The sequence below is a fragment of the Filobacillus milosensis genome (assembly GCF_004402015.1).
Classification (GTDB): domain Bacteria; phylum Bacillota; class Bacilli; order Bacillales; family Alkalibacillaceae; genus Filobacillus; species Filobacillus milosensis.
On the sequence record NZ_SOPW01000030.1, the window covers coordinates 1 to 14,856 of the forward strand.

16 protein-coding genes and 1 riboswitch are annotated in these 14,856 nt (G+C 36.6%); of the genes, 14 read left to right on the plus strand and 2 right to left on the minus strand.

Features of this window, described 5'->3' with window-relative positions; genetic code table 11:
* The first annotated feature begins 331 nt into the window (after positions 1 to 331).
* From E3U55_RS16570 to E3U55_RS16580, 3 genes are all read left to right on the plus strand, one after another.
* On the plus strand, positions 332 to 1,372 hold the full coding sequence (locus E3U55_RS16570; protein WP_134341596.1) for a fatty acid desaturase: 1,041 nt from the start codon (positions 332 to 334) through the stop codon (positions 1,370 to 1,372).
* Positions 1,373 to 1,437: 65 nt separating this feature from the next.
* Positions 1,438 to 2,589 carry a sensor histidine kinase gene (locus tag E3U55_RS16575; RefSeq protein ID WP_323740427.1) on the plus strand — a complete coding sequence of 384 codons (1,152 nt, stop codon included), beginning with the start codon at positions 1,438 to 1,440 and terminating at the stop codon, positions 2,587 to 2,589.
* Complete coding sequence (locus tag E3U55_RS16580) at positions 2,586 to 3,185, plus strand: response regulator transcription factor (RefSeq protein WP_134341597.1); 600 nt, start codon at positions 2,586 to 2,588, stop codon at positions 3,183 to 3,185. Before E3U55_RS16575 ends, E3U55_RS16580 begins: the two co-directional genes overlap by 4 nt.
* A gap of 14 nt (positions 3,186 to 3,199) precedes the next feature.
* Here E3U55_RS16580 and E3U55_RS16585 read toward each other — a convergent pair whose 3' ends face one another.
* Positions 3,200 to 3,580 carry an SLAP domain-containing protein gene (locus E3U55_RS16585; protein WP_134341598.1) on the minus strand — a complete coding sequence of 127 codons (381 nt, stop codon included), beginning with the start codon at positions 3,578 to 3,580 and terminating at the stop codon, positions 3,200 to 3,202.
* 112 nt (positions 3,581 to 3,692) lie between these two features.
* Between E3U55_RS16585 and E3U55_RS16590 the strand changes: the two genes are divergently transcribed.
* Positions 3,693 to 4,805 carry an NAD(P)/FAD-dependent oxidoreductase gene (locus E3U55_RS16590; RefSeq protein ID WP_134341599.1) on the plus strand — a complete coding sequence of 371 codons (1,113 nt, stop codon included), beginning with the start codon at positions 3,693 to 3,695 and terminating at the stop codon, positions 4,803 to 4,805.
* 125 nt (positions 4,806 to 4,930) lie between these two features.
* Positions 4,931 to 5,404, plus strand: a complete 474-nt coding sequence (locus tag E3U55_RS16595) for a hypothetical protein (protein ID WP_134341600.1) — start codon at positions 4,931 to 4,933, stop codon at positions 5,402 to 5,404.
* Between the two features lie 109 nt (positions 5,405 to 5,513).
* Here the strand turns inward: E3U55_RS16595 and E3U55_RS16600 are convergent, their stop codons facing one another.
* Positions 5,514 to 6,017, minus strand: a complete 504-nt coding sequence (locus E3U55_RS16600) for an NUDIX domain-containing protein (RefSeq protein ID WP_134341601.1) — start codon at positions 6,015 to 6,017, stop codon at positions 5,514 to 5,516.
* A 164-nt stretch (positions 6,018 to 6,181) separates the two neighbouring features.
* Between E3U55_RS16600 and E3U55_RS18025 the strand changes: the two genes are divergently transcribed.
* The 9 genes from E3U55_RS18025 (at position 6,182) to E3U55_RS16640 (ending at position 14,687) form a co-directional block, all read left to right on the plus strand.
* Positions 6,182 to 6,274 carry an RAxF-45 family protein gene (locus E3U55_RS18025; protein WP_407644127.1) on the plus strand — a complete coding sequence of 31 codons (93 nt, stop codon included), beginning with the start codon at positions 6,182 to 6,184 and terminating at the stop codon, positions 6,272 to 6,274.
* A gap of 164 nt (positions 6,275 to 6,438) precedes the next feature.
* Complete coding sequence (abc-f, locus tag E3U55_RS16605; protein ID WP_134341602.1) at positions 6,439 to 8,052, plus strand: ribosomal protection-like ABC-F family protein; 1,614 nt, start codon at positions 6,439 to 6,441, stop codon at positions 8,050 to 8,052.
* Positions 8,053 to 8,106: 54 nt separating this feature from the next.
* Positions 8,107 to 8,216: riboswitch (TPP riboswitch) on the plus strand.
* Between the two features lie 90 nt (positions 8,217 to 8,306).
* Positions 8,307 to 9,293, plus strand: a complete 987-nt coding sequence (locus E3U55_RS16610) for an ABC transporter substrate-binding protein (protein ID WP_134341603.1) — start codon at positions 8,307 to 8,309, stop codon at positions 9,291 to 9,293.
* 3 nt (positions 9,294 to 9,296) lie between these two features.
* Entirely contained in the window at positions 9,297 to 9,590 is a 294-nt protein-coding gene (locus E3U55_RS16615; RefSeq protein ID WP_134341604.1) for a thiamine-binding protein, read from the plus strand.
* Complete coding sequence (locus E3U55_RS16620) at positions 9,587 to 10,366, plus strand: ABC transporter permease (protein ID WP_134341605.1); 780 nt, start codon at positions 9,587 to 9,589, stop codon at positions 10,364 to 10,366. The genes E3U55_RS16615 and E3U55_RS16620 overlap by 4 nt, the downstream gene beginning before the upstream one ends.
* Positions 10,353 to 11,093, plus strand: a complete 741-nt coding sequence (locus tag E3U55_RS16625) for an ABC transporter ATP-binding protein (RefSeq protein ID WP_134341606.1) — start codon at positions 10,353 to 10,355, stop codon at positions 11,091 to 11,093. The genes E3U55_RS16620 and E3U55_RS16625 overlap by 14 nt, the downstream gene beginning before the upstream one ends.
* Positions 11,086 to 11,862 carry a TatD family hydrolase gene (locus tag E3U55_RS16630; protein WP_134341607.1) on the plus strand — a complete coding sequence of 259 codons (777 nt, stop codon included), beginning with the start codon at positions 11,086 to 11,088 and terminating at the stop codon, positions 11,860 to 11,862. Before E3U55_RS16625 ends, E3U55_RS16630 begins: the two co-directional genes overlap by 8 nt.
* Before the next feature lie 61 nt (positions 11,863 to 11,923).
* Positions 11,924 to 13,294 (plus strand): hypothetical protein, encoded by a 1,371-nt coding sequence (locus tag E3U55_RS16635; RefSeq protein WP_134341608.1) that lies wholly within the window; start codon positions 11,924 to 11,926, stop codon positions 13,292 to 13,294.
* Positions 13,295 to 13,385: 91 nt separating this feature from the next.
* Positions 13,386 to 14,687, plus strand: coding sequence for an MFS transporter (locus E3U55_RS16640; RefSeq protein ID WP_134341609.1), 1,302 nt, complete (start codon positions 13,386 to 13,388; stop codon positions 14,685 to 14,687).
* Positions 14,688 to 14,856: the final 169 nt, after the last annotated feature.

Consider the following 14,856-nt stretch of genomic DNA (forward strand, 5'->3'; position numbering starts at 1 on the left):
TATGTGATGTATAAGCAAATAAGTTTGTAATAGAAATCTGAAATAGCCCAATAGAATTCGAAAAAGTCAAACAGAAAGCCAAAATAATCCATTACCTTCCAATTCGAATCCAACTAATATGACATTTGTCACATATTCCTACTGATAACTGCAACGACTTTGCAAAACAGCTCATAATTGGGTGCCTCCTGATTATCCTATAACTACAGTAATCGACAATGATATGACAAATGTTAATTAAAAGTACTGACGTTCATGACTATTGTATAAAGCAGTCGTTATCTAAAATTAGGAGTAGGTAATAAAAACAGTTCGTTTCAAGGAGGCAATTATGGGTCATTCAAAATTAGCTCAGTTAAAGAAAAGCATACGAGAATTTGAACAATCAGATACGAAAGCTAGTGTATTGCAAATCATTAACACTTTACCACCATTCTTTATCCTATGGTACTTAGCCTATGCGTCGATTTCTGTTTCGATTTGGCTATCGTTAGCATGTTCAATATTAGCAGCAGGATTTTTAGTTCGAGTATTTATCATTTTCCATGATTGTTGTCACGGATCATTCTTTAAAAATAGAAAAATCAACCATTATCTCGGTACATTCACAGGTATTTTAACGATGTTCCCTTATTCAAAATGGAAGCGCGAGCACTCGATTCACCATGCGACAAGTAGTAACTTGGACAAGCGTGGGACAGGTGATGTATGGATTATGACGGTCAAAGAATTTGTAAAAGCTTCTAAGTTAGAGCGATTACAGTACCGCCTATATAGAAATCCATTCGTTATGTTTGTTTTAGGACCACTACTTTTATTCTTTGTGTCTAATCGTAAAAACCGAAAAGACGCTAAGAAAAAAGAGCGCTATAACACTTATTTAACAAATGTATCGATTGTTGCGATTTCAGCCTTATTAATTTTAGCGATTGGTTGGCAGAATTTCTTAATCGTTCAATTACCTATTATGTTCGTTTCAGGCATGTTAGGAATTTGGTTATTCTATGTCCAACACCAGTTTGAGGATTCTTACTTTGAAGATGAAGAAGAGTGGGACTATGTGAAAGCAGCGATTGACGGAAGTTCATATTACAAGCTGCCAAGAGTATTGCAGTGGTTAACAGGAAACATTGGTTATCACCATGTGCATCACTTAAGCCCTAAAGTTCCGAACTACAATTTAGAAGATGTGCATGAGTCAACACCACCTCTTCAGCAAGCTACAACGATTACGATGAAATCAAGCTTGAAATCAATTCGCTTTAGATTATTTGATGAAGATCATAAGCGATTCGTTAGTTTTAAAGAAGTTAAACCTCTGTTAAAAGAGTCTTCTCAAAAAGTTAACTTAAATAGAAAAGAAACAGTTTAAACGACTTGTAAAGCCTTCAATTATTATTGAGGGCTTTTTCTTTGATATAATAAGAGTCATCCAGTTTGAAAGGACATCATTCAATGCAAAATTGGTATAATATTTTTCCAAAAAATTTAAGCTTAAGTATATATGTCTGGATTATTTTCAGCCTACTGCCGTTCTATTTTATATTTCGGTCAACCTCATGGTTTGAAGTAATTCTTGGCTTTGTTTTAATTGTAATTTTCTTCTTGGCTTACCGTTTGTCGTTTTTATCGAACGGCTGGTTTTTATATGTCTGTGTCTCAATCATGATGGCCATAAGTATAGGGATGTCACTCTTTTACGGCTATGTTTATTTTGCGTTATTTTTGGCTTTCTTTATCGGAAATGTCAAACACAAAGGTGGCTTTATCACGCTTTATGTTGTTCACCTAGTCACGACGATGGCGGCTGCCGGCTTCAGTGTGTTAACTCAAGAAGAGCTATTTCAATATCAATTACCTTTTATTATCATCACGATACTTGGGGTTATTTTACTGCCCATTAATACATATAACCGTTTGAAGCGTCAAAAATTAGAAGCTCAGTTAGTCGATGCCAATGAAAAAATTTCACAGTTATTAGTTTATGAGGAGCGCCAACGTATTGCCCGTGATCTTCATGATACATTAGGACAAAAACTTTCAATGATTGGTTTAAAAAGTGATTTAGCCAATCGTTTAATCGATCGCGACACCTCTAAAGCGAAAAATGAATTAGCTGATATTAATCAAACAGCCCGCTCCGCATTAAAGGAAGTAAGAGAAATGCTTTCTGACATGCGTGGAGCAAAATTAGATGAAGAACTTGAACATGTATCTCAACTGCTTAACGCAGCAGGTATTGCTGTTGAAATCAAAGGTAATAAAGAGTTGAAACAATCTCCCGCTCTTGTAGAAGATGTATTGAGTATGTGTTTAAAGGAAGCGGTGACGAATGTCGTTAAGCATAGTCAAGCTGATTACTGCTCCATTGAAGTCAGCGAAACCTCAGATGAGCTCAAATTAATCATTGAGGATGACGGGATTGGATTAAGTCAGCCACGTACAACGAAAGGTCATGGTTTAAGGGGAATTTCTGAACGCTTGGAATTCGTTAATGGTGAAGTGAAAATCGAAAGCCAGCAAGGGACTATGATAGAAATTAAAATTCCAAATATAACTCAACAAGTTAAAGGGGAGGGTGCACAATGATTAAAATTGTCATAGCAGAAGATCAGAATATGTTACTGGGAGCATTAGGCTCATTACTTGACCTTGAAGATGATATGGAAGTAGTAGGAAAGGCTTCAAATGGGCAGGAAGCGGTCGAACTTGTTAAAGAATTAGAACCTGATATATGTATTATGGATATTGAAATGCCAGTTAAAAATGGACTCGATGCTGCACAAGAAATGATTGATTTTCCATGTAAAACCATTATCTTAACCACCTTTGCCCGTGCAGGATATTTTGAACGAGCAAGAAAAGCACAAGTCAGTGGTTATTTATTAAAAGATAGTCCCAGCGAAGATCTAGCTAGTTCGATTCGATCAATTATGACCGGGCGAAAAGTTTATGCGCCAGAACTGATTGACTTGGCTTTTGAGGAGCCAAACCCACTGACTGAACGTGAAACAGAAGTCCTTAAGTTAATTGCTGATGGAAAAAGTACCAAGGAGATTGCGAAGGATTTGTATTTAACTTATGGGACGGTAAGAAACTATATTTCTGTTATATTTGATAAATTAGAAGTCTCCAATCGAGTTGAGGCTGTTTCTAAAATACAAGAAAAAGGCTGGCTAAAATAATAGTCAGCCTTTCTTTATTTTTTAACATAATTAGTTATTTTTAAGAGCCCAAGATTTGAATCTTCCAACGTAAAGTCTGGAAAAATGAATGTCCATGGCATACTGGTTTTAGGTGGAATCTGTAAGGCAGGTATATCAAATGTGCGCTCAGCAATTTGTTCATCAAGTGTTTTGTAAATCACATCGGTATCCCTAAATAACACTGTTTGATCGCTGCGATTATGGATTAATGCTGTTACTAACAGCTCACCTTTGTGATTGTTCGCATGCCAAACTGTTACGGCCTCAAATTCTTCATCTGATTCTTGAGTTTCATCAAAAACCTCTTCAATTTTACTTCGATCTTGATCTGAAATGGTCTTGTCCCACTTTTTTTCGAATTGAAGCTTCTGCATGTGGTGACCTCCTACTGGATATATTGTTACTATTATTATAATGGAAAGCAGTATGATGAAGAAATGATATATACTATAATGACTGTGAATGTAAACTATTGGAGTGAAAGACATGGCAAAGATCGTAATTGGTGGTGGCATCCTTGGTGCGTCCACTACTTACCATTTAGCAAAAAAAGGCGAAGATGTTATATTAATTGACCGAAAAGATTTAGGGCAGGCCACTGATGCAGCAGCAGGAATTGTATGTCCGTGGCTCTCCCAAAGACGGAATAAAGCATGGTACCGCATGGTTAAAGGCGGAGCAAGGTATTATCCGGAACTTGTACAGCGACTGGCGGAAGATGGTGAAACTGACGTTGGTTATAAGCAGGTGGGGACCCTTAGCTTACATACTGATCAAACTAAGCTTGAGAAAATGGTTGAGCGTGCCGAAAAACGACGTGAGGATGCTCCTGAGATCGGAGAAATTAGATTATTGACACCTCATGAAGCTCAAAAAATGTTCCCGCTTTTATCAGATGAGTATGGTGCAGTCTATGTAAGTGGTGGAGCACGTGTAGATGGACGTGCCATGAGAGATGCCCTGCTTCGAGCGGCGGAAAAACATGGGGCTAAAGTTATCCATGGCTCAGCTGAATTTATAACAGACACAAATCAAGTTCAAGGTGTTTATGTTAACGGTGAGAGTATTAAAGCTGATCAGGTCATTGATACGAGTGGAGCGTGGGCTAAACAATTAGCAGAACCACTCGGTCTTAATTTTAAAGTGACGCATCAGCGAGCTCAGATTATTCATTTGGACTTACCTGATACTGAAACAAAAGACTGGCCAGTAATAATGCCGCCGAATAACGCTTATATCTTATCGTTTGAACAAGGACGAGTTGTTATTGGTGCAACGCGAACTGATGAAGTGGAGTTTGATTATCGAACAACAACAGGTGCCATTCATGAAATTTTAGGTAAAGGCTTAGAGGTTGCCCCTGGGTTAGATGATAGTTCATTAGTTGAAGCACGAGTTGGTTTCAGACCTTACACACCTGGATTTTTACCTGTAATTGGACCTGTACCACAAGTTGACGGCTTACTAGTGGCAAATGGCTTAGGAGCTTCAGGACTCACAAGTGGCCCTTATTTAGGCGCAGAACTTGCGAAACTAGCTCGCGGCGAACAAATGGAATTAAATATTGAAGACTACGATGTTAGTCAAGCGATCGAATAAAAATAAAATCACTTATATCAAACGTGAATTCGTAAAGGAATTCACGTTTTTAAATGTTAAAAAATACATAATTGTGTTAATATTATTAAAAAGTGGAAGTTCAGTTACACGGGGAGGCGCACATTGTGACTAAATCGACTAAACGAATTCTTATATGCTCTGTTGGGTTTATTTTGATTATGTTATTTATTTATTTTAGTTCAATTTTTAGTACGTTTGTTAGTGCTTATTACGATTCCGAACCTGTCACTGCTGAAACACATTTAAAAGATCTAAGAGAGTTTAAAAATTCCTTTGAAAATAGTATGCAGGTATCAACAGCTGATAATATAAATGAAATAGCTATTAAGAAATTACAATATGTATTTGATTTGATTGATGAGAAATTATTAAGTAAAGATCCATCAAGTATAAGTATAGAAGATTTAGATCGTATATCATTTGAGTCAAAAATGACAAGAAATGTTCTATTTAGCGAGAAAATTTATATGAGTCCTTTTAGTGAAGAACATAAATTTATAAGTGATTTTCAAAAAAAATTACTAGTGTTAGAAAACATTATTTATAAACTTAAACAAGAAAAACTGAATCAAGAATAAAATTAAAGGGCAACTTTGGAAAAGATTATCAAAGTTGCTTTTCTGTATATTCAACTGAATGATATCATTTGATATTGCTGAATATCAGTCTTTATTTTCTCTAGGTATTCTATATTTCCCAATCTCTCAGTATTCCCCAATTAACTTCTGGCTTGTTATCAGAAGACCCCATTGTACCCACGTATATGTCATCCGTCAGTTGACCAATGCTTATGTAATGCTTGATGATTTCTTTAGTTGCAGCTGTCATTTCTAAATGATCGATGTCATCCGGTTTAATCCACTTCAGCTCCCCTTCCTCACTTTCTATAAGGTCTAAGTTTCTGCTCACATTTCCAAAAAATAAGTATTGAATGCGTATTTCATTTTCTTTGATTCGGTGCATGATATATTTAAATTTTAAGTTCGTAATTTGTTCTGGTTGGAGTCCGGTTTCTTCTTCGATTTCTCTATAACAGGCCTTTAATGGAACTTTGACTTCATCATCTTCCATATGTCCACCGATAGGTACTAGATGTCCAGCTAGAAATCTAGCATTGTTTTGCTTTTGTAAAAATAAGATCTCTTGGTTCTCATTGATTAGATAAGCTGCTGCGAATAAACGGATGTTCATAACAGACGTCCTTTCATGATTCTTATGAAGATTAGTGTATATGATATATGGGATATTTTCCAGAATGCTTTGAGATTAACTTTACACGGATTAAAACATTTGCTATGATATTGATTAACTAAAAGGAGGTGAAGGTAGAGATGTTAAACACAAGAACACACGTCATGAATTCAATTATTAATTATGAATGCCGTGTTCTTATTCATGATTCTGTTGCTCAAGGGACAAGTGTGTCCATTTTTAGCAATAGAATATGAACTTGTGTTGGATCTCTAACCTAACCGATATCGAATAATGAATTTGTTGGAATCCATATGTTAATCATGTGGATTTTATAATTTATGTTGAGTAAAGCGTAGTATTCGTGCCCAAGGGAGAGGTAGATTCCTTGGGCTTTTTTATGTTTAAAGGAGGAAACAAAATGTTAGTCACATTAAAAGATGCGAAAAAAATATTTGGTAGTGAAATTATTTTTGAAAATTTAACGATAGAAATTAATGCAGGCGAGCGTATTGGCTTAGTGGGCCGTAACGGAAGTGGTAAAACGACTTTATTTAAATTAATGACTGAACTGGAACCATTAGATCAAGGACAAATCTTCGTTAGAAAAGGTGCTAAAGTGGGTTATTTAGCACAGATTCCAGAATATGAAGGTCGCGTGAGAGATTATCTAGAAGACAGTTTTGAAGAATTGAATGACTTAAGAATTCAAATGGAAAAACTTGAGGCGAAAATGGTAGACCCTGATCAATTTGAGCGTGCCATGGCTAAATATGGTGAAGTTCAAGAGCGATTCATGAGGTTAGGTGGATACGAAGTTGATGCCATGATTGACCGGATATCAAATGGGCTTGGTATACAGCAATTTTTAGATCATAGTTTTGAATCGCTAAGTGGCGGTGAGAAAACAAAGGTCGGTCTGGCAAGAATTTTATTAGAAGATCCAGAGGTCCTATTATTAGATGAGCCGACTAACCATTTAGATGTTCAGTCGATTGAATGGTTGGAAGATTACCTTAAACAGTATGAAGGTGCGGTATGTATAATCTCTCATGATAGGTATTTTCTCGATCAAGTCGTTAACAAAATCTATGATTTAGAAGATGGAGAACTAAATATCTATCACGGTAATTACTCATATTTTGTTAAGGAAAAAGAGGAGCGACTTTTAGCGGAATTCAGAGCTTTTGAGGAGCAACAGAAAAAGATTAAGAAGATGAAAGAGGCGATTAAACGACTCAAAATTTGGGCCAATCAAGCGAATCCGCCAAACGAAGGGTTGCATAAAAGAGCGCGAAATATGGAGCGAGCACTGGATCGAATGGAAAAAATCGATCGTCCGTTAATTGATCCGAAAAAAATGAACCTCGAATTTTCAATGGATCAACGAAGTGGAAAAGATGTCGTTAAAATTAGTGAACTGAAGAAGAAATATGATGATGAAATCATACTAGACGGTATCAATCTTCATATTCGATTCAAAGATCGATTAGCTATTGTTGGTCGAAACGGTAGCGGGAAGTCGACTTTACTCAAAATTATGATGGGGTTAGAAAGTCCGTCAGAAGGTGAGGTCAATCTGGGTTCACAAGTTCATATCGGCTATTTATCACAACAACCGCTAAATGAAGCGGATGCAAATACCACTCTGATTGATTACTTTAGGTCACATATTCGCGTAACGGAAGGGCAGGCAAGACAAATACTAGCTCGATTCATGTTCTATGGTTTTTCTGTCTTTCAAAAGTTAAGCCAACTAAGTGGTGGCGAAAGAATGCGATTAAAGCTTGCAATTTTTATGCATCAGGATATTAATCTTTTAATTTTAGATGAGCCAACGAACCATTTAGATGTGGAGTCGCAGGAAGTGCTGGAAGAAGCTGTTGATCAATTTACAGGCACAGTACTTTGTGTGTCTCACGATCGTTATTTCTTAAATAAATGTTTTTATGAAACGGCATTTCTAGTAAACGGCAAACTAAATCGTTACCTTGGAAACTATGATGAAACAAAAACGAAGGCCGAACAAAAATAAGTTGAAATGCTTAGATGGATATGTCAAACTATTATTGAAAATAAATAAACTAGACATAAGTTGTAGGGGGACCAGTGTTGCTGGTTGAGATTGTATCCGTAAGATACTGACTCTTCGAACCTGAACTGGCTAAGACCAGCGTAGGGAACACCGTAATGTATGAGATGAACTGTCATTCGTGTGCCCTAGGTGTAGCCTAGGGCATTTTTATATCCTCCAACTTATGGCTAAGTAAATTGAAGGGGGACTATGTCATGAAGAAGTTCATGATCTTAGGAGTTTTATTAGTTTTACTTACAGCATGTGGTGGGAACGAGGATACTAGTAAAGATGAATTGGAAGAGATTAAAGTTGTACTTGATTGGACACCTAACACTAACCATACAGGGTTATATGTAGCTAGAGATAAAGGCTACTTTGAGGAAGAAGGGTTAGATGTTGAAATCATCATGCCTGGTGAAGCTGGTGCAGATCAGCTAGTGGCGTCAGGTAAAGCCGATTTCGGTGTGAGTTATCAAGAGAGTATTACAGAAGCTAGAGTACAAGATGTACCAATCGTATCGATAGCTGCAGTGATTCAGCATAATACATCAGGTTTCGCATCGTTAGAAGAAGAGGGAATTACTTCACCGAAAGATTTTGAAGGTAAAACGTATGGTGGCTGGGGTGCACCGCTTGAGAAAGCAGTAATTTCCTCAGTTATGCAACAAGAGAACGCGGATGTCAGTAAAGTTGATATCGTTAATATGGGAGATTCAGACTTTTTTACAGCCGTAGAACGCGATGATATTGATTTTGCCTGGATTTATTATGGATGGACGGGTGTCGAAGCTGAACTTCGCGATACTGACATTAATATGGTTTACTTAACGGATTACAGTGAAAAACTAGATTATTATACACCAGTATTAGCTACAAATGAGGATATGATTGAGAATAACCCGGAGACAGTAAGTAAGTTCATGAAAGCTGCTTCACAAGGCTATCAGTTCGCCATTGACAACCCTGTAGAAGCTGCCAATATTTTAATTGAAGCTGAACCAGATTTAGATGCTGAGCTGGTTAAAGCGAGCCAGGAGTGGTTAGCACCTAAATATAAAGATGACGCATCACAGTGGGGACTTCAAAAACAAGAAGTCTGGGAAAACTATGCTGAATGGATGTACGAACACGATTTATTAGAAAGTGAACTAGATGCAGAACAGGCATTTACGAATGAGTTCCTGCCAGAGGAGGACTAATACATGGCAAATGCACTCTTAAGTGTTCAAATCATACCTAAAACCCAAAACAATGACGATGTCATTCCTTACGTGGATGAAGCAATTAAAGTTATTGATGAATCAGGAGTTAAATATCAAGTAAATCCACTGGAGACAACCATGGAGGGTGAGCTCACAGAACTTTTAGCCATTGTTGAAAAAATGAATGAAAAAATGGTTGAAGTCGGGTGCCCGAGTGTGATGTCTCAAATTAAGATTGTTTATAATCCTAAAGGTGCTTCTATGGATGCCTTAACGGAGAAGTATAAATCATGAGAAAACTTTTGAAGCAAGGATGGCGACCAATTCTGGTCCTCATCCTTCTCTTTATCATTTGGGAATTATCTGTTATTGTATTTGAGATTCAGAAATGGTTATTACCTGCACCTAGTGAAATATTTAAAATAGGAGTTGCGGAGTGGCCAAACTACTATGGCCACGTGTTAGCCACATCCAAATTAATCATAATAGGGTTTATTATTGGAAGCAGTATTGGCATCATCGTAGCGGTTGCTCTGCATCTGGTCAAATTTTTAAGACTATCGATGTACCCGCTTATCATTTTATCTCAAAACATCCCTATCATTATACTGGCACCTTTGTTAGTCGTTTGGTTTGGCTTTGGAATGTTTCCTAAAATTTTAGTTATCACACTAGTATGCTTTTTTCCTATAGCCATATCGCTATTAGGTGGCTTCCAACAAACAGATCGCGACTTAATGCATTATATGAAAATGGCTGGTGCGAATAAGAAGCAAATCTTTTGGAAATTAGAATGGCCAAGTGCGTTACCATACCTATTCTCGGGTTTAAAAATATCAGCTACTTATAGTGTGATGGGGGCTGTGATTTCTGAGTGGCTTGGAGCGAGTAAAGGACTAGGTGTCTATATGACACTTGCATCCTCATCATTTCGCCCAGATCGAGTGTTCGTTGCGATTTTTATCATTGTTGCGATAAGCTTACTTTTCTTTTTATTCATTATGTGGTTAGAAAAAGTCGTTATTCGTTGGCACTCATCAGAAAAGAGGGATTCTAATGAAACATCTTAATGTACAAAATATTAGTCAATCATTTGGTGAAAATCATGTGCTAGACGACATTAATTTCTCAATTGAAGAAGGGGAATTTGTGTCTATTTTAGGACCCTCAGGCAGTGGTAAAAGTACGTTGTTTAGAATCATTGGTGGAATTAGTGAGCCAACTTCTGGCGATATCTTACTTAAAAACAAAAGTATTAAGGGGAAGCCGGGGTCAATCAGTTATACCCCGCAATCACCCTCATTATTTCCATGGCGTTCAATCTTGGATAATGTTTTACTCGGGCAGGAAATTGTAGGGAAGAAGGATCGTAAAAAAGCATTACAAATGATTGAGCGGGCTGGTTTAGGCTCATATGAACACGCATACCCCTATGAACTATCAGGTGGAATGAAGCAACGAGCTTCTTTTATCCGAAGCATTCTAAGTCCGCAATCTTTAATATTACTGGATGAACCTTTTTCTGCACTGGATGAATTTACACGTACGGACATGCAGAAGTGGCTGCTGTCTATGTGGGCGGAACATCGGCGGTCTATTTTGTTTGTCACCCATAACATTGAAGAAGCTATTTTCTTATCAGATCGCGTAATCATACTATCACAGAGACCAGCAACGGTTCTAAAGGAATTTAATATATCATTCAGTCGCCCTAGAGAAGAAGAATTGTTACTCTCAGAAGAATTTATAGAGTTGAAGAAGGAAATCTATCAGGAAATGAGGTTGTCTCATGCATGATTTAACTGTGGATACCCATATTCATTTAGATATGTATACAGAAGAGGAAAAATCTAAACTATTACACGAATTAGAACCTTATAAAATTACGAATCTAATCTCAGTATCTCGAAACCTTGAATCCTGTCGACATAACCTCGAAATTGCTAAACAAGATTCCAGGGTGAAGGTTGCTTTAGGATATCACCCTGAGCAAAAAATTCCTGATGTAGAAGAAGTCAGTGACATTTTAACTGAGATTAGCCATCATAAGGATCAAATTGTAGCAGTAGGGGAAGTGGGCTTACCTTACTATTTAAGAAAAGAAGACTCGAGTCTATCACTTGAACCATATCTTGAACTCCTTAGAGTGTTTTTGCATAAAGCAAAAGAATTAGAACTGCCTGTGGTACTGCATGCGATTTACGAGGATGCTACAATTGTCTGTGATTTACTTGAGAGTTTTTCAATTTCAGAAGCTCATTTTCATTGGTTTAGAGGAGATGAAAAAACTATCGAACGAATGATCAATAATGGGTATATGGTTTCAGTCACACCAGATGTCGTGTATGAAGGTGAGATTCAAAAGCTTGTGAAAGATTATCCGTTAAGGCAATTGATGGTTGAGACGGATGGACCGTGGCCATTTGAAGGACCATTTTCCGGCCAAATGACACATCCTAAAATGATGCATGAGTCTGTATGTAAAATTGCTGAAATTAAGCGGTGTGACATAAAAGATGTCTATAACAATTTATACTTGAATACGAAGAGGTTTTATAATTTATAATTATTAATCCATCATTTAGCATATAATTATGTTAAAGTAAGTATAAATAGGAGGGTTGATTATGATACAAAATCAATTTTTGATACAAGATCAAAAGAATAAACCCATCAAGCTTCGGGCCAAACGAGTGGCTTATTATGTTCGTGGGCAAATTATTGAAGCAATGAGTGACAATGAAGAATTATATTATTTATTTTATTACCAAAATCATTTCCTCACAGCTAAAAAAACGTCCAAGCTACGTCGTGGTTCTTATATAGAAAATGCCTTTAAACGTGGACATATCTATGACGCACCACATCCATTCATTAATACTTTGATTACCTCTAATCAAACTTCAAAAATACTAAACAATAAACAACTCCTGCGTAAATTAAATCAGCAATACTCTTCACATGATAAAGCCTATATTCTAACATTTTTCGAATCTTTCATATCTAAAAAGCAACTGTTTGAAGAAATTAAATCCATGTTTTATGAGTTAAGAAGAAATGGACAGTTATTTTCTGCTTACCAACTAATTTGTATCCTTAAAGATTTTGCGCCTAACCATAGCCTGGTTAAGTCTTTATCGAGTGACTTAATTTACAAAGATTTTTCAAAAATGTATTATGACCGAACTGAAGAATTTTTCCGTAAAGATCCGATTGAAGCGGAAAAGATTATGTTTTCTGAGCAAGATCGTTATGCGGAGCAGTATGTGTCTAAACTGAAAGCTGACGGCCGTAAATTAGAATTGTTAGTATGGCAATACGAACACCTTAAAAATCACCCACAAGAAGAATTGTATAATTCATTTTTTAATGAGCTTCAACCAATCTCCGATCATGAAAAAATTCAAATTCTAGAACAGTTAATAAATCAAAATCACTTTTTACCTATTCAAGAAGACCTTTTCAAACTATATATAAAAACAAATCAATTTGATAAAGTTGCTGAATTAATGACTACGTATGAAATGGACATCTCCGAGCAGGATTTAGAAGAAGTTACCCAATTATTATTAGAATCACCACAAAAAAATATAGATGTTGATCAGTTACAGCCTTTGTTATTAAAGGTGACTGAGTACAATCATGCTTTAGCAGAAGATTTGCTGTATAAATATATTGGAGCAATGCTGCAGAAGCATGATTTATTTTATATCAAAAAGTGGTTAGAGCCATTTAAAGATCACTCAGCAGTGATCCAGAAATTCGGTAAGTTATATCAACTGAATGAAGACCTTGACCATATGCAAACCTTAGGGGAATTGTATTATGAATTTAAGCACTGGGACCAGGCGATTGAATGCTTTAGTATGGAGTCGGAATTGAAACCTGATGAAGCGCTGCCTCTTAAATGGTTATCCAAAACTTATTTGGAAAAAGGCATGAAAGAAGAGTCTGATGTTTATCAAAAGATGTTTGTAAATGTACAAAAGCAAGCATAATAATTAAATAAATGTAAATTTTCTGAAATATAATAGCTATATGGTTAAGTAGTTTGATATGCTAAAAGAAAAAAGAAAAGAGTGATGGGGGATGGACAAGAAGTTACAACGTAGTTGGATGATGTACGACTGGGCCAACTCAGCATTTGCAACCACTATTTTAGCAGCAGTGTTTCCTATTTATTATCAGAGTGTGGCGGCCCAAGGTTTGTCTGAAGGTGCTGCTACAAGTTTTTACTCATTTACAACAGCAATTGGAGTTCTGATTGTTGCTGTTCTTGCGCCAATATTAGGTGCCATTGCTGATTATTCAGCAGCTAAAATGAAGTTCCTTAGGTTTTTTGCTTATATGGGAATGATCGCTACAGTCTTACTTTTTACCATCAATGAAGGTAATTACATTTTAGCGTCCGTTTTGTTTATCTTTGCTTCAGTCGGTTTTTCAGGTGGTAATGTATTTTACGATGCCTTCTTGCCACATGTAGCCAAAAAAGAAGACATGGATCGTTTATCCACTTGGGCATATGCATTTGGATACATTGGAGGTGGAATATTATTAGCTATAAACCTCCTAATGATTATGAAATACCAGTGGTTCGGTTTACCAAATGATAAAATCGCGACACAATTAGCTTTTGTAACAGTTGGTATGTGGTGGTTTATTTTCTCACTCCCTCTGTTTAAAAACATAAAAGAAGATAAGGTTGCTCCTCAAGAGCCACGAACGAAATCCTACGTTTCAATCGGTTTCGGGCGTATCACGGATACATTTAGAACACTCAGACATTATAAGCAATTATTAATTTTTATTATCGCGTTTTGGATGTTTTCAGATGGTATTTCAACCATCATAAGAATGGCGACTTTCTACGGCAAGACAATTGGAATTGGGACAAATGATTTAATTGCTGCTTTGATTATTACACAATTTGTAGGTATCCCTTGTACGTTTTTCTTTTCGAAATTAGCTAAATGGATGTCAGCTAAAAAGGCTTTAACCTTAGCCTTAATGGTTTATGTAGTGATCGTTATTCTGGGCTATTTTATGACATCGGCTCTTCACTTTTATTTATTAGCTGTTTGTGTCGGGATGGTTCAGGGTGGAGCTCAAGCCTTAAGTCGATCAATTTTTGCTAAGATGATTCCTCATAATAAACATGCCGAATTCTTTGGTTTCTATGGCATAACTTCCAAGTTTGCAGCGATTATCGGACCAGCAGTATTTGGTTTTGCGGCTGGTTTAACAGGAAGCAGCCGGTTTGGTATCTTGTCATTAATCGTGTTCTTTATTATAGGAATTGTATTGCTTCAAATAGTTAATGTGGAAAAGGGCGAGAAAGAGGCTCTTGAAGCTACTGACCCAAGCGATGTTGTTACGGTTCAGGCGAAGTAATAAATTTATTATTGATAATTTAAAAACATCTAACACGTGAATATTTATTATTCACGTGTTTAAACTTTATTTAGAGTTATTGAACAGCGAGTGCTACTGGAAACCCTATCCGCTAGATTGGGGAGCCTATCCGCCAAATTGGTGAATCTATCCGCTAGATTGAGGTTTC

Bases quoted from the DNA above. Each gene is read 5' to 3' on its own strand.
- E3U55_RS16630 (WP_134341607.1), top strand. From the start codon at position 11,086: ATGCATGATTTAACTGTGGATACCCATATTCATTTAGATATGTATACA.
- E3U55_RS16620 (WP_134341605.1), top strand. From the start codon at position 9,587: ATGAGAAAACTTTTGAAGCAAGGATGGCGACCAATTCTGGTCCTCATC.
- E3U55_RS16610 (WP_134341603.1), top strand. From the start codon at position 8,307: ATGAAGAAGTTCATGATCTTAGGAGTTTTATTAGTTTTACTTACAGCA.
- E3U55_RS16615 (WP_134341604.1), top strand. From the start codon at position 9,297: ATGGCAAATGCACTCTTAAGTGTTCAAATCATACCTAAAACCCAAAAC.
- E3U55_RS16640 (WP_134341609.1), top strand. From the start codon at position 13,386: ATGGACAAGAAGTTACAACGTAGTTGGATGATGTACGACTGGGCCAAC.
- E3U55_RS16590 (WP_134341599.1), top strand. From the start codon at position 3,693: ATGGCAAAGATCGTAATTGGTGGTGGCATCCTTGGTGCGTCCACTACT.
- E3U55_RS16585 (WP_134341598.1), bottom strand. From the start codon at position 3,580: ATGCAGAAGCTTCAATTCGAAAAAAAGTGGGACAAGACCATTTCAGAT.
- E3U55_RS16580 (WP_134341597.1), top strand. From the start codon at position 2,586: ATGATTAAAATTGTCATAGCAGAAGATCAGAATATGTTACTGGGAGCA.
- E3U55_RS16635 (WP_134341608.1), top strand. From the start codon at position 11,924: ATGATACAAAATCAATTTTTGATACAAGATCAAAAGAATAAACCCATC.
- E3U55_RS18025 (WP_407644127.1), top strand. From the start codon at position 6,182: ATGAATTCAATTATTAATTATGAATGCCGTGTTCTTATTCATGATTCT.
- abc-f (WP_134341602.1), top strand. From the start codon at position 6,439: ATGTTAGTCACATTAAAAGATGCGAAAAAAATATTTGGTAGTGAAATT.
- E3U55_RS16600 (WP_134341601.1), bottom strand. From the start codon at position 6,017: ATGAACATCCGTTTATTCGCAGCAGCTTATCTAATCAATGAGAACCAA.
- E3U55_RS16570 (WP_134341596.1), top strand. From the start codon at position 332: ATGGGTCATTCAAAATTAGCTCAGTTAAAGAAAAGCATACGAGAATTT.
- E3U55_RS16625 (WP_134341606.1), top strand. From the start codon at position 10,353: ATGAAACATCTTAATGTACAAAATATTAGTCAATCATTTGGTGAAAAT.